General features: G+C 70.0%; 17 protein-coding genes and 2 pseudogenes. 15 read left to right on the forward strand and 4 right to left on the reverse strand.

What is annotated here, in order from left to right; genetic code table 11:
- The first annotated feature begins 79 nt into the window (after window positions 1–79).
- The 12 genes and pseudogenes from ACF062_RS12475 to ACF062_RS12530 all read left to right on the forward strand — a co-directional run bounded on the left by ACF062_RS12475 (window position 80) and on the right by ACF062_RS12530 (window position 12,449).
- Complete coding sequence (locus ACF062_RS12475; protein ID WP_392137749.1) at window positions 80–1,750, forward strand: ATP-binding protein; 1,671 nt, start codon at window positions 80–82, stop codon at window positions 1,748–1,750.
- Window positions 1,747–2,430, forward strand: a complete 684-nt coding sequence (locus tag ACF062_RS12480; RefSeq protein ID WP_223776848.1) for a response regulator — start codon at window positions 1,747–1,749, stop codon at window positions 2,428–2,430. The genes ACF062_RS12475 and ACF062_RS12480 overlap by 4 nt, the downstream gene beginning before the upstream one ends.
- Window positions 2,431–2,604: 174 nt before the next feature.
- Window positions 2,605–3,972 carry an extracellular solute-binding protein gene (locus tag ACF062_RS12485; protein ID WP_392137750.1) on the forward strand — a complete coding sequence of 456 codons (1,368 nt, stop codon included), beginning with the start codon at window positions 2,605–2,607 and terminating at the stop codon, window positions 3,970–3,972.
- Between the two features lie 39 nt (window positions 3,973–4,011).
- The gene (locus tag ACF062_RS12490) at window positions 4,012–4,893 is read left to right on the forward strand and encodes a carbohydrate ABC transporter permease (RefSeq protein ID WP_392137751.1); all 882 of its coding nucleotides are present in this window, start codon (window positions 4,012–4,014) and stop codon (window positions 4,891–4,893) included.
- Entirely contained in the window at window positions 4,894–5,748 is an 855-nt protein-coding gene (locus ACF062_RS12495) for a carbohydrate ABC transporter permease (protein WP_392137752.1), read from the forward strand.
- Between the two features lie 189 nt (window positions 5,749–5,937).
- Window positions 5,938–6,591, forward strand: coding sequence for a hypothetical protein (locus ACF062_RS12500; RefSeq protein WP_392137753.1), 654 nt, complete (start codon window positions 5,938–5,940; stop codon window positions 6,589–6,591).
- Complete coding sequence (locus tag ACF062_RS12505) at window positions 6,579–7,607, forward strand: hypothetical protein (protein ID WP_392137754.1); 1,029 nt, start codon at window positions 6,579–6,581, stop codon at window positions 7,605–7,607. Before ACF062_RS12500 ends, ACF062_RS12505 begins: the two co-directional genes overlap by 13 nt.
- 47 nt (window positions 7,608–7,654) lie before the next feature.
- Window positions 7,655–9,916 carry a protein kinase gene (locus ACF062_RS12510; RefSeq protein ID WP_392137755.1) on the forward strand — a complete coding sequence of 754 codons (2,262 nt, stop codon included), beginning with the start codon at window positions 7,655–7,657 and terminating at the stop codon, window positions 9,914–9,916.
- A gap of 107 nt (window positions 9,917–10,023) precedes the next feature.
- A pseudogene (locus tag ACF062_RS12515) lies at window positions 10,024–10,218 on the forward strand (hypothetical protein); the annotation flags it as partial.
- Window positions 10,217–10,883 (forward strand): annotated as a pseudogene (locus ACF062_RS12520) (type IV secretion protein Rhs); the annotation flags it as partial. The pseudogenes ACF062_RS12515 and ACF062_RS12520, both read left to right, overlap by 2 nt.
- 298 nt (window positions 10,884–11,181) lie before the next feature.
- Window positions 11,182–11,613 (forward strand): SMI1/KNR4 family protein, encoded by a 432-nt coding sequence (locus ACF062_RS12525; protein WP_392137756.1) that lies wholly within the window; start codon window positions 11,182–11,184, stop codon window positions 11,611–11,613.
- Between the two features lie 98 nt (window positions 11,614–11,711).
- The gene (locus tag ACF062_RS12530) at window positions 11,712–12,449 is read left to right on the forward strand and encodes a helix-turn-helix domain-containing protein (RefSeq protein ID WP_392137757.1); all 738 of its coding nucleotides are present in this window, start codon (window positions 11,712–11,714) and stop codon (window positions 12,447–12,449) included.
- 62 nt (window positions 12,450–12,511) lie between these two features.
- Here the strand turns inward: ACF062_RS12530 and ACF062_RS12535 are convergent, their stop codons facing one another.
- Complete coding sequence (locus ACF062_RS12535; RefSeq protein WP_392137758.1) at window positions 12,512–13,537, reverse strand: 6-phosphofructokinase; 1,026 nt, start codon at window positions 13,535–13,537, stop codon at window positions 12,512–12,514.
- Window positions 13,538–13,858: 321 nt separating this feature from the next.
- Between ACF062_RS12535 and pta the strand changes: the two genes are divergently transcribed.
- The 3 genes from pta (at window position 13,859) to pyk (ending at window position 18,683) form a co-directional block, all read left to right on the forward strand.
- Window positions 13,859–15,934, forward strand: a complete 2,076-nt coding sequence (pta, locus tag ACF062_RS12540) for a phosphate acetyltransferase (protein ID WP_392137759.1) — start codon at window positions 13,859–13,861, stop codon at window positions 15,932–15,934.
- A 27-nt stretch (window positions 15,935–15,961) separates the two neighbouring features.
- Window positions 15,962–17,179 carry an acetate kinase gene (locus tag ACF062_RS12545; protein ID WP_392137760.1) on the forward strand — a complete coding sequence of 406 codons (1,218 nt, stop codon included), beginning with the start codon at window positions 15,962–15,964 and terminating at the stop codon, window positions 17,177–17,179.
- A 73-nt stretch (window positions 17,180–17,252) separates the two neighbouring features.
- The gene (pyk, locus tag ACF062_RS12550) at window positions 17,253–18,683 is read left to right on the forward strand and encodes a pyruvate kinase (protein ID WP_392137761.1); all 1,431 of its coding nucleotides are present in this window, start codon (window positions 17,253–17,255) and stop codon (window positions 18,681–18,683) included.
- Between the two features lie 112 nt (window positions 18,684–18,795).
- Here pyk and ACF062_RS12555 read toward each other — a convergent pair whose 3' ends face one another.
- The 3 genes from ACF062_RS12555 to ACF062_RS12565 all read right to left on the reverse strand — a co-directional run bounded on the left by ACF062_RS12555 (window position 18,796) and on the right by ACF062_RS12565 (window position 21,504).
- Window positions 18,796–20,181 carry a hypothetical protein gene (locus tag ACF062_RS12555; protein WP_392137762.1) on the reverse strand — a complete coding sequence of 462 codons (1,386 nt, stop codon included), beginning with the start codon at window positions 20,179–20,181 and terminating at the stop codon, window positions 18,796–18,798.
- A complete protein-coding gene (locus ACF062_RS12560) occupies window positions 20,171–20,713 on the reverse strand; it encodes a DUF6114 domain-containing protein (protein ID WP_392137763.1) in 543 nt (180 codons plus the stop codon). The genes ACF062_RS12555 and ACF062_RS12560 overlap by 11 nt, the downstream gene beginning before the upstream one ends.
- 158 nt (window positions 20,714–20,871) lie before the next feature.
- Window positions 20,872–21,504, reverse strand: coding sequence for a DUF6230 family protein (locus tag ACF062_RS12565; protein ID WP_392137764.1), 633 nt, complete (start codon window positions 21,502–21,504; stop codon window positions 20,872–20,874).
- Between the last annotated feature and the right edge of the window lie 661 nt (window positions 21,505–22,165).

Here is a 22,165-nt window from a genome sequence, read left to right on the forward strand (position 1 = left end):
GACCCTCCGGTGTCACCGCGGGTACGGCCGCCGTACGACCGCCGCCGCACCCCCTTCGCCGAAGAGGCAGACTGACAGCATGTCCCGCACCCGTCCGCCCCGCCGTCGCCGCCTGCCGCGCAGTCTGGCGGGCCAGCTCTTCGCGATGCAGATCGTGCTGGTCACGGTCGTGGTCGCCGGATGCGCGCTCTTCACCTACCTGAGCGACAAGCACCAGGCGGAGGACGCCGCACGCCACCAGGCGACCGCGGCGGCGCGGGCGGTCGCGGACTCCCCTTCCGTACGCGAGGCCATACGCGGCGCCGACGACCCCTCGCGGCGGCTCCAGCCGTACGCGAGCCGGGTGCAGCGGCACACCGGCGTCGACTTCGTCACGATCATGGATCCGCGCGGCATCCGCTGGACACACCCCGACGAGCGGCGCATAGGCGAGCGCTTCCTCGGTCACACGGCGCGGGCGCTGCGCGGCGAGACCTTCGCGGAGACGTACACGGGCACGCTCGGCCCGTCCGTGCGGGTGGTCACGCCGATCCGGGCGGGCGAGGCGGCAGACGGGCGGATCATCGGCCTGGTCAGCGCGGGCATCACCATCGAGGAGATCACCGCCAAGGCGCGCGGCCAGCTTCTCGCGCTGCTCGGTGTCGCCGCGGCGGCGCTCGTCCTCGGCGGCATCGGGACGTACGTCATCAACGCCCGCCTGCGCCGCAGCACCCATGGCATGAACGCCGCCGAGCTGAGCCGCATGCACGACTATCACGAGGCGGCGCTGCACGCGGTGCGCGAAGGCCTGCTGATGCTCGACGGGCAGCGGCGGGTCGCGCTGATCAACGACGGCGGCCGCGAACTCCTCGGCGTCCGCGGTGACATCGTGGGGCGCAACGTCGCCGAGCTCGGGCTGCCCGCGCCGCTCACGGGAGCGCTCCTGGCGTCCGAGCCGCGCGTGGACGAGCTGCACCTGACCGCCGACCGGGTGCTGGTCGTCAACACCTCGCCCGTCACCGGCGGCGAGCGCAGGGGCACGGTGGTCACCCTGCGCGACCACACCGAACTCCAGGCACTGACCGGGGAGTTGGACTCCGAGCGCGGCTTCACGCAGGCGCTGCGTTCACAGGCCCACGAGGCCGCGAACCGCCTCCACACGGTGGTCTCGCTGATCGAGCTCGGCCGCGCGGACGAGGCCGTCGACTTCGCCACCGCCGAACTGGAGCTGGCGCAGGCCCTGACCGACCAGGTGGTGGCGGCCGTCAGCGAACCGGTCCTCGCGGCCCTGCTCCTCGGCAAGGCGGCGCAGGCCAACGAGCACGGCGTGGAGCTCGTCGTCTCGCCCGACAGCAGCATCGACGACGGCATGCTGCCGCCCGGCCTGCCCGCCCGTGACCTCGTGACCATCCTCGGCAACCTCATCGACAACGCGGTCGACGCGGCCCAGGGCTCACCGGCGGCGCGGGTCACGGTGACGGCGCGGGCGGACGAGGCGGGCCTGCTCCTGCGCGTCCGCGACACCGGCCCGGGGGTCGACCCCGCGCAACGGGAAACGGTCTTCGAGCGGGGCTGGTCGACCAAGGCCGCGGCGGGCCGGGGCCTCGGCCTCGCGCTGGTCCGCCAGACGGTGGCGCGCGACGGCGGCACGCTGACGGTGCGCGAGTCGCCGGAGGGCGGGGCGGAGTTCGAGGTGGTGCTGACCACCGGGGCGGCCACCCCTGCCGGGGCCCTCTCCGGCAGCCGGCGACAGGGAGGTGACGCCCGGTGATCCGCGTACTCGTGGTCGAGGACGACCCGGTGGCCGCCGACGCCCACGTCCTCTACGTCAACCGCGTCCCCGGCTTCGAGGCCGTCCCCAAGCCGGCGCACACCGCCGCCGAGGCCCGCCGCACCCTGGAGCGCACCCCCGTCGACCTGATCCTGCTCGACCTGCACCTCCCCGACGGCCACGGCCTCCAGCTCGCCCGCAGCCTGCGCGCCACCGGCCACCCCACGGACGTGATCGCGGTGACGTCGGCGCGCGACCTGGCGGTGGTCCGCGAGGGCGTCTCGCTCGGCGTCGTGCAGTACGTCCTGAAGCCGTTCACCTTCGCCACCCTCCGCGACCGCCTGAGCCGCTACGCGGAGTTCCGCTCGGCCGCCGCCGAGGGCGAGGCCACCGGCCAGGACGAGGTCGACCGCGCCCTCGCCACGCTGCGCGCCCCCGGCCCGGCCGCACTCCCCAAGGGCCTCAGCGGCCCCACCCTGGAACGCGTCATCCGCACCCTGCGGGCCGCCCCCGAGGGCCTGACCGCCACGGCGGCGGCCCAGGCGGCGGGCCTGTCCCGCATCACCGCGCGCCGCTACCTGGAACACCTGGTCGACACGGCCCGCGCGGTCCGCAGCCCGCAGTACGGCCATGTCGGGCGGCCGGAGCTGGTCTACCGGTGGCTCACGGCGGCGGAGTGAGCGCCCCTTCGGAAGGCGCCGTCACCGTACGTCCTATAACAACGTTGTCACGCGGATGACGAGCGCCAACGCCCATCCGTGGCACGGGCATTGACCTTGCTCCGAGCGCGCCCGTACGTTCACCGGGCAGCCCCGCGTCGCAACCGCGCGTTGTAGCCCGCGTTGTAGGAGGTCGTGCCCGTGCGTCCCACCACCACTCCGCTGATCCTCGCCACCGCCGCTCTGCTGGCCGCCGGCACCCTCTCCGCGTGCGGCGGCGGATCCGGTGACGACCCCGACACCGTGCGGATCTCGTTCAAGCAGTCCACGGACAACGAGATCCGGGTCATGGACACCTATCTGGCGGACATCAAGAAGCAGTTCGAGAAGGCGAACCCCGGCAAGAAGGTCGAACTGGTGCCGATCAAGGCACCGGACTCCGAGTACTACACGAAGCTCCAGCAGATGCTGCGCTCCCCCAAGACCGCGCCCGACCTGGTGTACGAGGACACGTTCCTCATCAACTCCGACATCACGAGCGGGTACTTGAAGCCGCTGGACCCCTACCTCGACAAGTGGAAGGACTGGGACCAGTTCATCGACACGGCCAAGACGGCGGCGAAGGCGGCCGACGGCAAGACGTACGGCGTGCCGGACGGCACGGACACGCGCGGCCTGTGGTTCAGCAAGGCGGTCTTCAAGAAGGCGGGCCTGCCGGCCGACTGGCAGCCGAAGAACTGGGACGAGCTCCTCGACGCGGCCCGCACGATCAAGAAGAAGGTCCCGGGCGTCACCCCCCTGAACGTCTACACGGGCAAGCCGGCCGGTGAGGCGGCGGCCATGCAGGGGTTCCAGATGCTCGCGTACGGCACGGGCGAGGACCCGCTGTACGACACGGAGGCCAAGAAGTGGGTCACGGGCAGCAAGGGCTTCAAGGACTCCCTGAAGTTCGTCGAGACGGTCTACAAGGAGAAGCTCGGCCCCGACGTCTCGGACGCCCTCGACCCGAACTTCGCGACGCGCGTACGCGGTGAACTGCTGCCCGAGGACAAGCTGGGCATCGCCCTCGACGGCTCGTGGCTGCCGCAGGACTGGGGCAAGGGCGCGGGCCACGAGTGGCCCGAGTGGTCACGGAAGCTGGGCCTCGCCGCCATGCCGACGCAGAACGGCCAGGCTCCCGGCAAGGTGAGCATGTCCGGCGGCTGGACGTGGGCGATCCCAGCCAAGGCGAGCAACCCCGACCTGGCCTTCGAGTTCATCGAGACGATGCAGACCAAGGCCAACGCCAAGAAGTGGTACATCGCCAACTCCGGCATCGCGGTCCGCGAGGACGTCGCGGCCGACCCTTCGTACGTGAAGGCGCAGCCCGGCATCAAGTTCTTCACGGACCTGGTCGCCACGACGCACTACCGGCCCGCGTACCCCGCGTACCCAAAGGTCTCCACCGCGATCCAGGAGGCGATGGAGTCGGTGACGACGGGCGACAGCTCGGTGGAGGAGGCGGCGAAGGGCTACGACGAGGAGGTGGAGTCGGCGACGGACGGCGAGGTCATCGACAAGTAGCGCCTCCAGCCACCGGTACCAGAGAGCGAGTGCCCGCACGTGACCACCGCATCCTCCGCCCGTGCCCGCCGGGGCCTGCTCCGAGCCCTGCCCGTCTCCCCCGCCGTCGTGCTCCTCGTACTGTTCCTCGCGGGCCCGATCGGCTACTGCGCGTACATCGCCTTCACCGACCTCCAGCTGACCGGTCAGGCCGAGTCCAGCTTCGTGGGGTTCGAGAACTTCCGTGAGGCGTTCGGCGACGAGCGGTTCCTCAACGCGGTCTGGTTGACCCTCGTCTTCACCGTCGTCTCCTCCCTCATCGGACAGAACGTCCTGGGCCTCGCCCTCGCCTCCCTCATGCAGCGCGCCTCGAGGCCGGTCCGCACGCTCACCGGCGCGATCGTCGTCACGGCCTGGGTGCTGCCGGAGGTCGTCGCGGGCTTCCTGCTCTACGCCTTCTTCCGCCGTGAGGGCACCCTCAACGCCGTCCTGGACCTCCTCCATCTCCCGTCCCAGAACTGGCTGTTCACGCTCCCGATCCTCGCCGTGTCGTTCGCGAACGTCTGGCGCGGGACGGCCTTCTCGATGCTGGTCTACTCCGCCGCCCTCAACGAGATCCCCAAGGAGATCACCGAGGCCGCGCAGGTCGACGGCGCGAGCGGCTGGCGCCGCATGTGGCACATCACGCTGCCGATGATCCGCCGCTCGATCGGCACGAACCTCATGCTCAACACCCTCCAGACCCTCTCCGTCTTCGGCCTGATCTGGGTGATGACGCGCGGCGGCCCGGGAAACCGCAGCCAGACCCTGCCGCTGTTCATGTACGAGCAGGCCTTCCAGAAGAGCATGATCGGCTACGGCACGGCCGTGGCCCTGCTCCTCCTCCTGGTCGGCTCGCTCTTCTCTCTCGTCTACATGCGCCTGCTGCGTACGGAGGTCTGAGTGCCCGCCGACAAGCGCCCCCGCACGCTCCGCTCCCGACGCGCCAGGCACCGCCTGGCGGCGGACGCCGGCCTGCTGGCCGTGGCCGCGGCGTTCGTACTCCCCCTGGCCTGGGTGGTCCTGTCCTCCTTCGACCCGGAGGCGGACCTCAGGGTGCGGCTCCCCGACAGCCTCACCCTGGACAACTACGACAAGGTCCTCACCCCCGAGATCACCTTCACCCCGCTGCTCAACAGCCTTCTCCTGTGCGGCGGCGGCACGCTCCTCACGGTGGTCTGCGCGGCCCTCGCCGCGTACCCGCTGTCCCGCTACCGGTCCCGCCTGAACCGCCCGTTCATGCTGACGATCCTCTTCGCGACGAGCCTGCCGATCACGGCGATCATGGTCCCGGTGTACGCGCTGTTCGTGCGGGTCGACCTGATCGACACGATGCAGGGCACGATCTTCTTCTTCGCCGCGTCCCAACTACCCTTCGCCATCTGGCTGATGAAGAACTTCATGGACGGCGTCCCGAAGGAGCTGGAGGAGGCGGCGTGGACGGACGGCGCGTCCTCCTTCCAGTCCCTGCTGCGGATCGTGCTCCCCCTGATGGGCCCGGGCGTGGCCGTGGTGACGGTCTTCTCCTTCGTCATGATGTGGGGGAACTTCTTCGTCCCCTTCATGCTCCTGCTCACCCCGGAACAGATGCCGGCGTCGGTCAGCATCAACGACTTCTTCGGCAACAAGGGAACCGTGGTCTACGGCCAGCTGGCGGCGTTCTCGATCCTCTACTCGACGCCGGTGATCCTGCTGTACGTCCTCGTCTCGCGCCGCCTGGGCGGCGGTTTCGCGCTGGGCGGGGCGGTGAAGGGCTGAGGGGTGGTGGCGTGGCCGTCGTGTGACCGTGGTGCCGTGGCCGTGGCCGTGGGCACAGAACTGTGACATGCGTTCGGGGCGATACATCCCCCACGTCCCATTCGTGACGAGACGACTCCCTGGCATCAGCCCCGGCCTCGCACTAGCGTGCTGAGCCCGCGCCCTCTCCCCACCTGCCAGGAGTCGACAGTGAACCGCCCCCTCCGCCTCGCGACGGCCGCGCTCACCGCGTCCGCGGCCCTGCTGCTGACGTCCTGCGGCAGCGACGACAAGTCCTCCGGGGCCGATGAGAAGATCGCCGGAGCGGAACAGGGGGAGGCGAAGAAGTCGGCGCCTCCGAGCGAGCCGGCCGAGACCGCGGCCGAGCGGCCGAAGATCTCGCTGCCCTCGGATCTGACGTACGAGTTCGCGTGGGCCAAGACGGGCGACAAGAACAAGGACGCGGTCCTGGCCGACAGGCAGCAGGCGATCAAGTCCGTCGACCTGGCCATCGCCGAGCACGACCCGTCGCACAAGGCCATGCGCTTCTACTACGAAGGCGACGCCGCTGCCAACGCGCAGAGGTACATCCAGGCCTACGTGAAGGCGGACGCGCGCACCACCGGCGCCTACCGCTACTACGCCCCGACCGTCACGGCGGACGGCGACACGGCGGCCCTCACCTACTGCGAGGACCAGAGCAAGGTGTACGACAAGTACCTCAAGAAGGACAAGGTCGACAAGGGACCCGCCACCAAGAACAGCTACGTGCTCTACGCGGCGAAGCTGACCAGGAACGACGCGGGTGTCTGGGTCACGACAGAACTGAACGCGACTCGGGGGAGCGACAAATGCCGGCCGTGAAGACGAGGGCACTCGCGCTGACAGCCATGGCCGCCATGGCCGCAGTGGCACTGACCACCACACCCGCCGTGGCCGAGAAGGAGATCGGGGGCGGAACCGAGGCGCCGCCGGTCGTATCCGGTGACCAGCAGGGGGGCTCCCTGACGGCCACCGCCGGCGGCATCAGCTACGACGAGTCCAAGAACGGCTCCGGACCCAGGTCCGGAACCATCGCCCCGACGGGCGACTACAGCCCACCGCCCTGCTGGTACGGCCCCGCCTACACCCCCGCGCAGTTCAAGAAGGAGCGCGAGGCCGTCTGGGCGGTGGACTCCACGGGCGCCTCCTGGGACCTGGAGCAGCGCAAGCGGTACGTCGAGGGCGAGCCGTACAAGAACTTCAACCTCGACAAGGCCGGCAAGGGCTACTGGTGGTCGGGCTTCCCCAACAAGGCCTACCCGCCCGGCTGGGACAAGTGCGACAGGGAGACCTTCTGGGTCGACGAGAACGAGCCGCCCCCCGCCGACATCCCCGCCATCGACGCGGAGATCCTGGCGAAGCTGGCGTACGCCAGGATCCGCGTACCCGGTACGAAGGTGTCCCTGGCCCCCGAGGGCGAGACGAAGGTGAACCTCCCCACCTGGGCATGGCTGGACGGCACGGAGTTCAAGCCGGTGTCGGTGACGGCGAGGGTCGACGTCCTCAACATCGAGGCGACGACGACCGCCACCCCCGTCTCCCTCAAGATCGACCCGGGTACTCCGGACGCCGAGACCTACCCCGCGTCCGGCGTCTGCGACCTCGTGGGCGACAAGATCGGCACCCCGTACGCGAAGGGCAAGGCCAAGGAGACCCCGCCCTGCGGCGTGAAGTACCTGCGGTCCTCGGGCGACGGTTCGTATCCGCTGAAGGCGACGGTCACCTGGAAGATCCGCTGGACAGGGACGGGCGTGGACGGCGAACAGCCGCTCCCCGACGGCGAGTTCGGCGCGGAGCAGGACGTGGTCGTGCAGGAGATCCAGTCCATCAACCGGTAACCGAAAACCGCTGCCATTAGGATCACCGGCGTCGAAGGGGGAACGCCGTGCAGGGGCGGTTGCTGAACGGTCGGTACGAGTTGCTCGCGCCGATCGGCGCGGGCGGCATGGGCCAGGTCTGGCGGGCGCGGGACCGCAGCCTGGACCGCGAGGTGGCGGTCAAACTCCTCGTGCCGTCCGCGTCGGCGGACGACGGCGAGCAGGAGCAGCTCCTGGCCCGCTTCCGGCAGGAGGCCCGCGCCGCCGCCTCCCTGGACAGCCCGTACATCGTCGCCGTGCACGACCACGGCGAGGACGACAGCACCCCCTACCTGGTGATGGCCCTCGTACAGGGCCGCTCGCTCGACCAGATCCTGCGCGAGAGCGTCCGCGTGCCGGTGGCGGACGCGCTGCGCTGGGCGGCGGACGTCTGCCGCGCGCTGGACGTGGCGCATACGGCGGGCATCGTGCACCGCGACATCAAGCCGGGCAACGTGATGGTCGCGCGGGACGGCACGGCGAAGGTCGTGGACTTCGGCATCGCGACGTTCGTCGAGCGCGCGGCGGGCGACTCGCGCCTGACGCGGACGGGGCAGCTGCCGTTCGGCAGCGTGCCGTATCTGGCCCCGGAGCGGTTCCGCCAGGAGGCGGGTGACGGCCGCACCGACCTGTACGCGCTCGGCTGCGTGCTGTACGAACTCCTCGTCGGCAGGCCCCCGTTCACGGGCACGGCGGTCGGGATGATGTACAACCACGTCAACGACGCGCCGCTGCGTCCGGGCGCGGCGCGCCGCGAGGTGACGCGGCCGGTGGAGCGCCTCGTCCTCGACCTCCTCGCCAAGGCCCCCGAGGACCGCCCGGCGGACGCGGCGACGGCACTCGACCGGATCCTGACGGTCGCGCGGTCGCTGCCGACGGGTGAGGGGACGGTGCCCGAGGCCGACGCGCCGGCCGGACGCGAGCCGGCACCGTCCGACGAGGCGCCGTCAACCACCGCTCACGCTCACGCACGGCCGGAGCCCCAGGATGCCGCCCACACCCGGCCCGCACCGCCTCGCGCGAACCAGCCCACCCCCCGCCTCGGGAAGACCACCGCCCCGATCACACCGGGCCCCGGCCCCCGCAAGCGACGCTCCCTGCTGCTCCCCGCGGCCCTGATCCTCGCGGTCGCCATCCCCGCGGGCTTCGGCGTGCAGGCCCTCACCGCGCCGGATGCCGGTTCGACGTCAGGGGCGCCGTCGGTCACCGGCGGCAAGGCGGCACCCCTCGAAATAGGCGTCGCCCACAGCTACCGGCACGTGGGCAACTCCCGTGGCTCGGACGCCCGCCCCAACGAGTACGAGAAGACGGAACTGACCGCCTTCAAAACCCAGCAGCTGCGCACGGTGAAGTCCGCCCTCACCGAGACGCTCGGCGCGGAGAAGGCCGCGCGCTTCCGTATCGTGCCGGTGACCGCCGACCCGGACACCACCTCGCGCGAACTGCTGGCCCGGCACCCGGGCATGCTCGCCGTCGTCGGTGACACCACGGACTTCTCCTGGGTCCACGACACGGACGAGGCGTTCCTGCCGGAGATCAGCACATGCGCCGAGTACGCCCACGCCGACGGGGCATTCGCGATTCCGGCGGACGAGGCCCGGCAGGGGGAGGCGATGGCCCGCTACCTGCGCACGGAGACGACCGCGCGCCGGGTGCTCGTGGCGGAGGACAAGCTGTGGGCGGACCGCGAGGACGGCATCGGCACCGCACTGCGCAAGGGCGGGATCGCCGTACGGGCGCTGGACGTCGAGCCCGGCAAGGTGGAGGCGTCGCGGATTCCCTCCGTGGTCGCCGCGGCCGGGGCGGACGCGCTCGTGGTGCCCACAGGTACGCGGGCCGACGTATGGGCCAAGGCGCTGCGGACGGACGGCTTCAAGGGCCCCATACTCACGCAGGCCGACCCGGACGGCACCTGCGCCGACTCAGAGGACCGCTCCAAGGCGGAGGCACGGGACAAGAACGTCCCCGCCGGCGTCCTGCGCACCCGCAACTACTCCGGCGAACCCGGCGACAACCTCCCCGCACGCGGCAACCAGGAGCTGTACGACGGCGCCCTGGCCCTGGCCACGGCCCTCAAGAAGCTCCCGTCCACCGACACGTCGGCCACCTCGCTGCGCCACACCCTGGACCGCGAGATCCAGCGCGTCTCCGTGAACGGCGTCCTCGACGACATCTCCTTCGAGAAGCGGCGCTCGGCACGCGGGCGCCCGGTGTGGTTCGACCGCCGCGAGGGGAACAGCTGGACGGAGATCGGCAAGGTCGACACGGAGTTCGAGCCGACGCGCCGCTGAGCATGCCATTCGGGCCCCGTGGCCCGACCTCCACGGTCGCACCCGCATTCGATAGCTTCTTTCGTGCGTGTGGTTACTGAAGTCGCAAGAGGTACGGGGGACGGCGCATGGGGGGCCATCGGCCGAGGGATTGGCATGTCCTGGATCTGGACAAGGATCCGACGCCGGGTGATCCGCACCGGGTGCGCAAGCTCGCCAAGGATCTGCATGACTTCTCCGATGATGTCGGCAAGGTACTGCGGGACATCAAGGGGATGGCGGGCGAGGACGCGATCCCGCGGTGGGCGGGGAAGACCGCGGACGCCTCAGTCGGTCACCGGCCCCTACGGCCGGTCCCTCCAGCACCGCTCGTACTCCTACCGCGCCGACGGTGGCCTCACGGCCATCGACGATCAGCTCTCCGGCAGCCGGCGCTTCGAACTGGCCATTGGGCCGCGTCACGGCCGTACATGCCGCGAACTGGACCGAGACCTACGCGTACGACACGGTCGGCAACCTGATTCGCAGCGACTGGCTCCGCACTCATCCGGGTCATGAGGCCACAGGAACGCACGAGTACAGCGGCACCCGCATCGACCGCGCGGGCAAGGTCCGTTACGAGCGCGATGCGCTCGGCCGTATGACCGTTCGCCGAAAGCGGCGCCTGTCCCGTGCCCCGGACACCTGGCGTTACGCATGGGACGTCAAGGACCGCCTCATCGGCGTCGTCACCCCGAGACGACGTCCGATGAACTACCGCATCAGGTCATTCTCGCCTGGGACCACAAGGGCCTGACACCCATTGCCCGGACCGAGCGAATAGCCGGGTCGGAAGTCCCGGGTCATGAGATCGACGCTCGATTCTTCGCCATCGTCACTGATCTCGTCGGTACGCCCACCGAACTCATCCACGAAGCAGGTGACCCATACGCCACTGCGATTTCCAGGGCAGCACTTCGACCCCGAAAGCGGCCTGCACTTACACTTTCACGCGGATCGCCCCTCTCGGCCCCACGCCTCGCGAGGAGGCGGTCAAGCGGGCTGCCGTCAGGAATGAAACCGTCTTGGGGCAAGGGTATTCCAGTAAGAACTGAGGCTTCTGTCGGCAGCACCACGAGCCACAGCTGCAAGAAGACCTTCTTCGACGAGCATCCGCACCTCAAGGGCAAGGTGGTGGTCCACCACGTCATCGAGCAGCAGGTCTTGAAGCGCTATCCGAACCCGTTCTCGCGGACGAGATACACTCGCTCGAAAATCCGCGAGCAGGAAGTTCTTGATCAGACAATATGTGGCGTGAACTTGTTGCAGAATTCCCGGATGTTCAATTGTCCGAAGGTGCGAACGGTGACACGGTTCGCGCAATTGAGAGCGGCCTCGGCCAGTCCGTGCCCGCCTCCCTTTCGACGCTGCTCCTGGAGACGGACGGCGTCGAAGACGAATTCGGAACGGAAGTGATCTGGAGCGCGGCGAAGATCCTGTCGGAGAATTTGGCGTTCAGGAGTGACGGGCAATACCGCACGCTGTACATGCCGTTCGATTCCTTGCTCTTCTTCGGGGACAACGGCGGCGGTGACCAATTCGCTTTCGTCCGGACTCCGGAACGCGAGGAAGTATTCGTGTGGGACCACGAGACGGACTCCCGGAGCCTGATCTCGCCCGACCTCGAGAGTTTTCTTCGGAGTTGCCTTGGGAACGCGGGCGAGGACTGGTACCGCTGACGCCCTCCCCGGGCCGCTCAGCACAGGACGTACCTTCCCACCACCCCGCAACCTCGTAGGAACGCACCGTAGTCGCCGGCCCCCCAGGCGCCTACCGTGTGCCCGTGCAACCGAGCCAACCGAGCGAGTCACCGCACCAGCCCACACCCCCCTTCAACTTCCCCGCCGCCCGGCGCCTGCGGGAGGCGCTCGGGATGGCGCATGGGCACGTCGCGTATGGGATGCGGGCCAGTTACGGGCTCACGTACGTCACCGCCGACACCATCGCCGCCTGGGAGCGCGGGCTCGCCTCGCCCAGTTCCGCCGAGCTCACCGCGCTCGCCGCCACGCTCTGGTGTGCGCCGGGGGAGCTGATGGGCGCCCCCCGGACCCTGCGTGAGCACCGCGTCGCCCGCGGGCTCGCGCCGGAGGACGTCGCCCGGGAGTCCGGCGTGGAGGTCCAGGCGTATCTGCGCATGGAGGAGACCAACAGCTGGCGCGGGAACGAGCGGCAGTCCGAGGCCCTCGCCCGGGTCCTGCGGCTCTCCGTGCCCGACTTCGTCACCGTCACCGGCCGGGCCGAGCAGCTCGCCGAGCTGCTGCGCAGTGCCGTCACCACCCGGTGGCAGGGCTATGTGCGGCCCGTCAGCAAGCTGCTGCCCGTGGAGAAGCGGCACGTCGAGGACGTGCTGCGGCAGATGCACGACGACTACCAGTCCCGGATGACGCGGACCCTGAGCTGGGGCGGCGGCGCGAGCTCCGACGCGTCCGGGGAGGCCGGGCGGGACTTCCTCGACCGGATCCTGGAGCACTTCTGGACGCTGGTCCGCGGCGGGGCGGGGGGCGGCCGGGCCTGATCACCGGCCTGCCGTGTCCCGCCCCCGCCGCCACCATGGCCCGAGGGGCCCGCGGAGAACCGCTAGAAGACCGACTCCGCCTCGTCCATCCGGTCCTTCGGCACCGTCTTCAGCTCCGTGACCGCCTCCGCCAGCGGCACCATCATGATGTCCGTGCCCCGCAGCGCCGTCATCTTGCCGTACTCCCCGCGGTGCACCGCCTCCACCGCGTGCCAGCCGAAGCGGGTCGCGAGGACACGGTCGTAGGCGGTCGGGGTGCCGCCGCGCTGCACGTGGCCGAGGATGACCGGCTTGGCCTCCTTGCCGAGTCGGGCCTCGAGCTCGTACGCGAGGGCCGTGCCGATGCCCTGGAAGCGCTCGTGGCCGAACTGGTCGATCGCGCCCTTGCCGTAGTTCATCGTGCCGTCCTGCGGGTGCGCGCCCTCCGCGACGCAGATCACCGCGAACTTCTTGCCGCGCGAGAACCGCTCCTCGACCAGCGCGACCAGGTCGGCGGGGTCGAAGGGGCGCTCGGGCAGGCAGATGCCGTGCGCGCCGCCGGCCATGCCGGACTCCAGGGCGATCCAGCCCGCGTGGCGGCCCATGACCTCGACGACCATCACGCGCTGGTGGGACTCCGCCGTCGTCTTCAGGCGGTCCATGGCCTCCGTGGCCACGCCCACCGCCGTGTCGAAGCCGAAGGTGCGGTCCGTGGAGGAGATGTCGTTGTCGATCGTCTTCGGGACGCCGACGACCGGCACGCCCGCGTCGGCCAGCATGCCCGCCGCCGTCAGCGTGCCCTCGCCGCCGATCGGGATGAGCGCGTCGAAGCCGCTCTTCTCGATGAGCTCCTTGGCGTTGTGACAGGCGGCGCGGAAGCGGTCGCGCTCCAGGCGAGAGGAGCCGAGGATCGTTCCGCCGCGGGCCAGGATGCCGCTGACCGCGTTCAGGTCGAGGGGGCGGTAGCGCCCGTCGAGCAGGCCTGCGTAGCCGTCCTCGAAGCCGATGACCTCGTCGCCGTAGTGCGTCACGGCGCGGTGCACGACCGACCGGATCACTGCGTTGAGGCCGGGGCAGTCGCCGCCCGCGGTGAGAATTCCGATACGCATCGCGCTGTGTCTCCTGCTCGCTGTTGGTACTTGTGAGCCGATCCGATTGTTCCACGGCCGGAAGGGGGTCGCCGCTCACCGATGTCCGAGGGACGCGTGTGCGATGCGGGGGCACCAGAGGGGCACTACAGGGGAAATACGGGGGCGATGCGGGGGCAGAGGCCTTATGACCCCTCCTGCCGGAGCCTTCGGCCGGCGGGCGACCTAGCCAGCCGCAGAGGTATTGTCAAGAGGGCACAGCCGCGATATCGGGTAATTTGTCCTGCTCACCCGGCGCCCCCGCCGGGTGAGCAGCGGGCAGCGAGGAAGGGAAGAGCACGCGTGACGCGCAGCGTGTACGTGACCGGGATCGACCGCGGCGACGGCCGCCAGGTCGTCGAGCTGGGAGTGATGGAACTCCTGACCCGTCAGGTCGACCGGGTCGGCGTCTTCCGGCCCCTCGTCCACGACGGCCCCGACCGCCTCTTCGACCTGCTGCGGGCCCGCTACCGCCTCTCGCAGGACGCCGCGTCCGTGTACGGCATGGACTACCACGAGGCGTCCGCGCTCCAGGCCGAGCGGGGCACCGACGAGCTGGTCTCGCGGCTCGTCGACCGCTTCCACCGGGTGGCCGGGGAGTACGAGGTGGTGCTCGTCCTGGGTACCGACTTCGCCGCCACGCAGCTCCCCGACGAGCTGGCGCTCAACGCCCGCCTCGCCAACGAGTTCGGCGCCTCCGTGCTCCCCGTGGTCGGCGGCAAGAACCAGACCGCGGAGTCCGTGCACGCCGAGACGCGCAACGCCCACCGCGCGTACGAGAGCCTCGGCTGCGACGTCCTCGCCATGGTCACCAACCGGGTGGCGCCCGCCGACCGCGACGAGATCCACCAGGGGCTGGAAGCCAGCCTGCCGGTCCCCTGCTACGTCCTGCCCGACGAGCCCGCGCTCTCCGCGCCGACCGTCGCGCAGATCACCCACGCGCTGGGCGGCCGCGTGCTGCTCGGCGACGACTCGGGGCTCGCGCGCGACGCCCTGGACTTCGTGTTCGGCGGCGCCATGCTGCCGAACTTCTTGAACGCCCTGACCCCCGGCTGCCTGGTGGTCACCCCGGGCGACCGCGCCGACCTGGTGGTGGGCTCGCTCGCCGCGCACAGCGCCGGCACGCCGCCCATCGCGGGCGTCCTGCTGACCCTGAACGAACAGCCGGGCCAGGAGATCCTCACCCTCGCCGACCGCCTCGCCCCCGGCACCCCGGTCGTCGCGGTCTCCGGCGGCTCCTTCCCGACGGCGGCGGAGCTCTTCGCCCTGGAGGGGAAGCTGAACGCCGCGACGCCCCGCAAGGCGGAGACCGCCCTCGGCCTCTTCGAGCGGTACGTCGACACCGCGGACCTCCTGAAGCGCGTCTCCGCGCCGAGCAGCGACCGCGTCACGCCGATGATGTTCGAGCACAAGCTCCTGGAGCGGGCCCGCGCCGACCGGCGCCGCGTCGTGTTGCCCGAGGGCACCGAGGAGCGGGTGCTGCGCGCCGCCGACGTCCTGCTGCGCCGGGGCGTCTGCGACCTGACGCTGCTCGGTCCCGTCGAGCAGATCCGCAAGAAGGCCGCGGACCTCGGCGTGGACCTCGCCGACTCCGAGCTCATCGACCCGCAGACCTCCGAGCTGCGGGATCGTTTCGCCGGGAAGTACGCCGAGCTGCGCGCCCACAAGGGCGTCACCGTCGAGCTGGCGTACGACGTGGTGGCGGACGTGAACTACTTCGGCACGCTGATGGTCCAGGAGGGCCTGGCCGACGGCATGGTGTCGGGCTCCGTGCACTCCACGGCCGCCACCATCCGGCCCGCCTTCGAGATCATCAAGACCAAGCCGGACGCCTCGATCGTGTCGTCGGTCTTCTTCATGTGCCTCGCCGACAAGGTCCTGGTCTACGGCGACTGCGCCGTGAACCCGGACCCGAACGCCGAGCAGCTCGCGGACATCGCCGTGCAGGCGGCCGCCACGGCCGGGCAGTTCGGGGTGGAGCCGCGGATCGCGATGCTGTCGTACTCGACGGGCACGTCCGGTTCGGGCGCCGACGTGGACAAGGTGCGCGAGGCGACCGAGCTGGTGCGCGCGCAGCGCCCCGACCTGAAGATCGAGGGCCCGATCCAGTACGACGCCGCCGTGGAGCCGTCGGTGGCGGCCACCAAGCTGCCCGGCTCCGATGTCGCGGGCCAGGCCAGCGTGCTGATCTTCCCGGACCTCAACACCGGCAACAACACCTACAAGGCCGTGCAGCGCTCGGCCGGCGCGATCGCCGTCGGCCCGGTCCTCCAGGGCCTGCGCAAGCCGGTCAACGACCTGTCCCGGGGCGCGCTCGTCCAGGACATCGTCAACACCGTCGCCATCACGGCGATCCAGTCCCAGACGCCCACCCAGTAGTTCCCCCACAGAAAGCACCCCGAATCCGTGACTGCTACGCGCGTCCTCGTCCTCAACTCCGGCTCCTCGTCGGTGAAGTACCAGCTGCTCGACATGCGCGACAGCTCACGTCTGGCCGTCGGTCTCGTCGAGCGGATCGGCGAGGAGACCTCGCGGCTCAAGCACACCCCGCTCACCGGCGGCGACGCCCGGTCCCGTGAGCGCGAGGAGCCGATCGCCGACCACGAGGCGGCGCTGAGGGCCGTCGCCGGGGAGCTGGCCGCCGACGGGCTCGGGCTCGACTCCCCCGAGCTGGCCGCGATAGGCCACCGCGTGGTGCACGGCGGCCTGAAGTTCACCGCGCCGACCGTGATCACCGACGAGGTGCTCAAGGAGATCGAGCGGCTGGTGCCGGTGGCCCCCCTGCACAACCCGGCCAACATCACGGGCATCCGCACCGCCCAGGCACTGCGCCCGGACCTGCCGCAGGTCGCCGTCTTCGACACCGCGTTCCACACGACGATGCCGGAGTCCGCGGCGCGCTACGCGATCGACGTGAGGACCGCCGACGAGCACCGTGTGCGGCGCTACGGCTTCCACGGCACCTCCCACGCGTACGTCTCGCGCGAGACCGCCAAGCTGCTGGGAAAGGCGCCCGAGGACGTGAACGTCATCGTGCTGCACCTGGGCAACGGCGCCTCGGCGAGCGCCGTGCGCGGCGGTCGCTGCGTCGACACCTCGATGGGGCTCACGCCGCTTGAGGGGCTCGTGATGGGTACCCGTTCCGGCGACATGGACCCCGCGGTCATCTTCCATCTGGCCAGGGTCGGCAAAATGTCCATCGACGAGATCGACATTCTCCTCAACAAGAAGAGCGGTCTGATCGGACTCTGCGGCGACAACGACATGCGGGAGATCCGGCGCCGTATCGACGAAGGTGATCAGGAGGCGGCGCTCGCTTTCGACATCTATGTCCACCGGCTGAAGAAGTACATCGGCGCCTATTACGCCGTCCTCGGCCGCGTCGACGCCGTCGTGTTCACGGCGGGTGTCGGCGAGAACGCGGCCCCGGTGCGCGAGGCGGCGGTGGCGGGCCTGGAGGAGCTGGGGCTCGCGGTCGACGGCGCGCTCAATTCCGTACGTTCCGATGAGGCCCGGCTCATTTCGCCGGAGTACGCGCGCGTCGCCGTCGCCGTGGTGCCGACGGACGAAGAATTGGAGATCGCCACTCAGGCGTATGCATTGGTCGACGACCGCAACGCCTGAGCGCGTGTCCGCCCATTTGTATATTCCACCAGACGGAATATTCCGTAGCGAAACAAACCGATAGGATCGCCCCATGCGCCGTTCCAAAATCGTCTGCACGCTGGGCCCCGCCGTCGACTCCGAAGAGCAGCTCGTCTCGCTGATCGAGGCCGGCATGAACGTGGCCCGCTTCAACTTCAGCCACGGCACGCACGCCGAGCACCAGGGCCGGTACGACCGCGTCCGCTCGGCCGCCGCGAAGACCGGCCGCGCGGTCGGCGTCCTCGCCGACCTCCAGGGCCCGAAGATCCGTCTGGAGACCTTCGCCGAGGGCCCCGTCGAGCTGGTGCGCGGGGATGAGTTCACCATCACCACCGAGGACGTCCCCGGTGACAAGTCGATCTGCGGCACCACCTACAAGGGGCTGCCGGGCGACGTCTCCAAGGGCGACCAGGTCCTCATCAACGACGGCAACGTCGAGCTGCGCGTCGTCGAGGTGGACGGCCCGCGAGTGAAGACGATCGTCGTCGAGGGCGGTGTCATCTCCGACCACAAGGGCATCAACCTGCCCGGCGCGGCCGTGAACGTGCCCGCGCTGTCCGAGAAGGACATCGAGGACCTGCGCTTCGCCCTGAAGATGGGCTGCGACATGGTCGCCCTGTCCTTCGTCCGCGACGCGGGCGACATCAAGGACGTCCACAAGGTGATGGACGAGGAGGGCCGCCGTGTCCCCGTCATCGCCAAGGTGGAGAAGCCGCAGGCCGTCGCCAACATGGAGGGCGTCGTCGCGGCGTTCGACGCCGTGATGGTGGCCCGCGGTGACCTCGCGGTCGAGTACCCGCTCGAAAAGGTCCCGATGGTGCAGAAGCGCCTCGTGGAGATGTGCCGCCGCAACGCCAAGCCAGTGATCGTCGCGACCCAGATGATGGAGTCGATGATCACCAACTCCCGCCCGACGCGCGCCGAGGCGTCCGACGTCGCCAACGCGATCCTGGACGGCGCGGACGCGGTCATGCTGTCGGCCGAGTCGAGCGTCGGCGCCTACCCGATCGAGACCGTCAAGACGATGTCGAAGATCGTCGCGGCGGCCGAGGAGGAGCTGCTCTCCAAGGGCCTCCAGCCGCTCGTGCCCGGCAAGAAGCCGCGTACGCAGGGTGGTTCGGTGGCCCGCGCCGCGGCCGAGATCGCCGACTTCCTCGGCGGCAAGGCGCTGGTGGCCTTCACCAAGTCCGGTGACACGGCCCGCCGCCTGTCCCGCTACCGCGCGGCCCAGCCGATCCTGGCCTTCACCACCGACGAGTCGACCCGCAACCAGCTGACGCTGAGCTGGGGCGTGGACACCTACGTCGTGCCGCACGTCGACAACACCGACGCGATGGTCGAGCTCGTCGACGCCGAGCTGATCAGGCTCAACCGCTTCAACGACGGCGACACGGTCGTCATCACCGCGGGCTCGCCCCCCGGCGTCCCCGGCACCACCAACATGGTGCGGGTGCACCACCTGGGCAACGGCGACCGCGACTGACGGGCCGTCCCTTCCTGCGTACGCGCCGAGGGCGCCCCCCTGGTTCAAGGGGGGCGCCCTCGGCGTTCGCGGCTCCCGCAGGGCCCGGAAAGGCCTTTGGGGGGCGGCGCCGTCACCGCGTGATCGTCTGCTCCAGGCCCGGCACCTTCAGGGTCCCGCCGAACTGGGCGGCCTGAAGGACCTTCACCTTGGTGAAGTACGCGACGGGGATGTTCAGCGGCGGCGGGTGCTCGGGGTCGAAGACGATCGGGATCAGGCCGAACAGGTTGCCCTGCAACCGCTCCGTGTACATGACCGTCTGCCCGTCGCGGATCGTGGACGTGGAGCCCTCGTCCGCCCGGATGTGGTACTTCGTCCCGTCGGGGCCGGGGGCGATCTGGTGCAGGTCGCCGATGTCCGTGCCGTTGTCGACGGTGAACTTCAGCGCCTGCTTCTTCTTGCCGCCGGCCGTCGTCAGGTTCACGACGCCCTTGTAGTCAAGGCCCTTGAGGAGCAGGGAGCTGGCCTCCAGCTCCCACGGCTCGTCCGCGACCCGGACGGGGGTCTCCTCGGCCTCGCCGTCGACCTTCTTCTCGACCACGCACGGGAACGGCTTCTTGCCGTCCGCGTCCGGGGCCATCGGGTCGGTGGCCCCTTCGTCCTCGCTGCCGTCCGCGCCCTCGGCGGCTTTCCCGGCCGCGTCGTCGAGGCCGCCGGCCTTGTCCGCGTTCCCTGCCGCGTCCCGTGCCGTGTCCCCGGCCTTGTCCTCCGTCTTGTCCGCACGGTCCCCGGTCCCGTCGACCGTGTCCTTCGCGTCGTCGGCGGGCTCGGTGACCTTGTCCGCGGTGTCCTTGGCCGTGTCCTTTGGGGACTTGGTCTCCTCCGAGGCGGAGGGGACGGGCGCCCGGTCCGGGGACTCCTTGTCGTCGGGCGTGAAGACGTCCTTGAGCGCGTCGCCCAGGCCCAGCGGGTCCAAGGGGTTCTTGGGCTTCGACGGTTCGGGGCTCGGCTCCGCCGCCTCGCCCTTGTCTTCCGCGTCGCCGGACGGCGTGTCCCCGGCCTTCTCGCCGGCGTCCGGGTCGGTGGAGGGTGCGGGCCCGGTGGAGTCCTTGCCCGCCGCGTCCGTGTCCCCGCCCCCGCCGCCCTTTTCGCCCGTCTCGCCCTTGGCGTCCTCGCCCTGACCGGCCTTCTTCTCGGCGTCCTCGGCGTCCTCGGCCTTCTTGGCGTCCTCGGCGTCCTTGGCCTCCTTCTCGACGTCCTTGGACGCCTCGTCCGGCGCCGTGACACACGGGCCGTCCTGGAAGGGGTTCTTCGGGACGCCCGGCTTCGCCTGCGCGAGCGTGGGGGTCAGGCCCATTCCCATGAGGACCGCACTCGGCATGGCCGCCAGGGCTATCGCCTTGCCCGCGGGCATCTGCAGACGGGTGAGCAGCGGCTTCCTGGGGGCCGCGTGACGCGGCCCGGATCTCGCACGGGTCGCCCCCGCCATGTCCTCGTGACGCACCTCGTCAGCCTGCACGGTGCCTCCCGTTCGTCCCGTCCACCGGGCTCGTTCCTGACAGATCGTCGGTCACGCTCGCACCGCCGACACCGTTCGGGCCGCCCCCGGCCGCGGGCTCGGGCTCCTTCTCCGTACTCCCCTTCGCGGGAACGGTCTCGCCCTCGCCCCAGGAAATGCCGAGGGCACCGCCGATCAGCGCGAGCAGGAAGCCGACGACGAAGCCGCCGATGTTGGAGACGACCAGGGAGACCAGGGCGAGCAGGATCGCCGCGACGCCCGCGAAGACCCGCGTATGCACCTGGAACCACATGGTCAGGCCGAGCACCATCAGGAGGACGCCGATGATCAGCGAGCCGGCTCCCGCCGTCGTCGCCAGGGCGAGCGTCAGGTTGCCGAGCTTGATGTTGCCGTAGGGCAGGTAGGCGATCGGCACGCCGCCGAGGATGGTGAGGAGGCCCGCCCAGAACGGACGGGTGCCCCGCCAGGCCCGGAACTTCCTGCGGTAGACGTTGAGGAAGTGATCGTTCGGCCCCGGTGACTTGGCGCTCATGGGAAAACAGCTCCTTGGAACCGGCGGTACGTGAATTCGGTGAAGCTCTGTGGTGGCGGGCGGGAGAGTGGATCTCCGCGCCCGCCGGGCCAGTCGCTGCCCCGTGCCCGCCCTGACGGGCCGACGGGTCAAGGCTCAGCGAGTGCTCAAGCGGATGCTTAGAAGCACTCCTTCTTGCCCTTGTGCAGCTTCATGTTGAGGCCGCTCAGCTTGAAGGTGCCCGCGCTGGTCGCCCAGGCCGTCTGCTCGATGTCGGTCAGGATGGCGCGGTCGGCTTCCTGGGCGAAGCCGTTCGGGTTCGCCTGCTCCTTGCCGCCCTTCATGCCGGGGCCCTTGGTGGATTCCCCGGCCGCGACACCGATGTTGATGTTCCTGAACTCGGCGTCGGCATCGAGCTGCGCCACGTCGATGTACAGGTTCTTGGCCACGACCGGCGTCTTGCCGCCGCCCGCCCTCAACTGGAGCGTGACATCGCCCAGCACCGGGATGTGCGTCACGACGGACTGGCACATGTTGGTGATCTTGGCCTTCTTGAAGGCCGAGACCGACACGGGGTGGGCGGCCTTCTTGCCCTCCATGTCGACGCCGACGTCAACGCCGCCGTACTGCACCATTCCACGGCCGTCGAGCTTGTCGGCCGAGACCTTGAACGACTGGCCGGACACGCTGAACGATGCCGCGAGCGCGCCCTGCGAGAGGGCGACACCTATCGCGGCGGTAGCCGCGACGCTCGGCACCATGACTACGGCGAACCGCTTCCATCTGGTTCCGCCACGAGCCACAGATTCCATGACTTTCCTCCTTCTCGGACGTACATCTCCGGCCCTGACTGCTCCCTTTCGGGCGGCTCAGCCGGGCAGGGATGGGAGAAGTGCTACGTCCTCGGGAAGGAGAGCGCCCGCATCGTAGGGCGCTAACCGCACCGCACATCACCGGCGATCACCCCCGAGCGACAACCACTGGTCGCGCCTGACGCATCACGCACAACCTCATGGACAGGCCCTGCCGGGAGCGGCAGAGACCCCCCTGTCCAAGACCGGCGACGGCGTCACCGGTCTGCTCGGTGGGGACCCGAAGGTCCCGCTCCCGACCGGCTGTCGGGGTCGCGGTTCATCGGACCGAGCGTGGCCGATCGTGGTGCATTCTCGGTCCCCGCACAAGGGGGTTCGTTACTGGCTAGTAACGGGCGGATAACCGAACCGCGACCACGCGATATCGGTCGGCCACGGACGGTGGCCCAACAGGTGGGAGCGGAACGGGACATGTCCGGGCGAAAGCGTTCGGACCGACGCCTCCGACTTACTCCAAGTAACAGTGGCCGTGTTTGCCAAGTTTTGGCAAAGCACGGCCACCGTCGCGTCCTGGGAACAGAGTTTTCACTCCGGCATCACAAGCCCCAGTGTTTAGGGTCTGGTCAGCCGATGGGCCGGTGGAGGGACCGGCCGCGGGCTC

The sequence above is a fragment of the Streptomyces sp. NPDC015345 genome (assembly GCF_043078805.1).
Taxonomy (GTDB): Bacteria; Actinomycetota; Actinomycetes; order Streptomycetales; family Streptomycetaceae; genus Streptomyces.

What these genes read in the sequence shown, in the direction of transcription:
- ACF062_RS12475 (WP_392137749.1), top strand. Translation starts at nt 80, where the DNA reads ATGTCCCGCACCCGTCCGCCCCGCCGTCGCCGCCTGCCGCGCAGTCTG.
- ACF062_RS12505 (WP_392137754.1), top strand. Translation starts at nt 6,579, where the DNA reads ATGCCGGCCGTGAAGACGAGGGCACTCGCGCTGACAGCCATGGCCGCC.
- ACF062_RS12525 (WP_392137756.1), top strand. Translation starts at nt 11,182, where the DNA reads ATGTGGCGTGAACTTGTTGCAGAATTCCCGGATGTTCAATTGTCCGAA.
- ACF062_RS12535 (WP_392137758.1), bottom strand. Translation starts at nt 13,537, where the DNA reads ATGCGTATCGGAATTCTCACCGCGGGCGGCGACTGCCCCGGCCTCAAC.
- pyk (WP_392137761.1), top strand. Translation starts at nt 17,253, where the DNA reads ATGCGCCGTTCCAAAATCGTCTGCACGCTGGGCCCCGCCGTCGACTCC.
- ACF062_RS12560 (WP_392137763.1), bottom strand. Translation starts at nt 20,713, where the DNA reads ATGAGCGCCAAGTCACCGGGGCCGAACGATCACTTCCTCAACGTCTAC.
- ACF062_RS12565 (WP_392137764.1), bottom strand. Translation starts at nt 21,504, where the DNA reads ATGGAATCTGTGGCTCGTGGCGGAACCAGATGGAAGCGGTTCGCCGTA.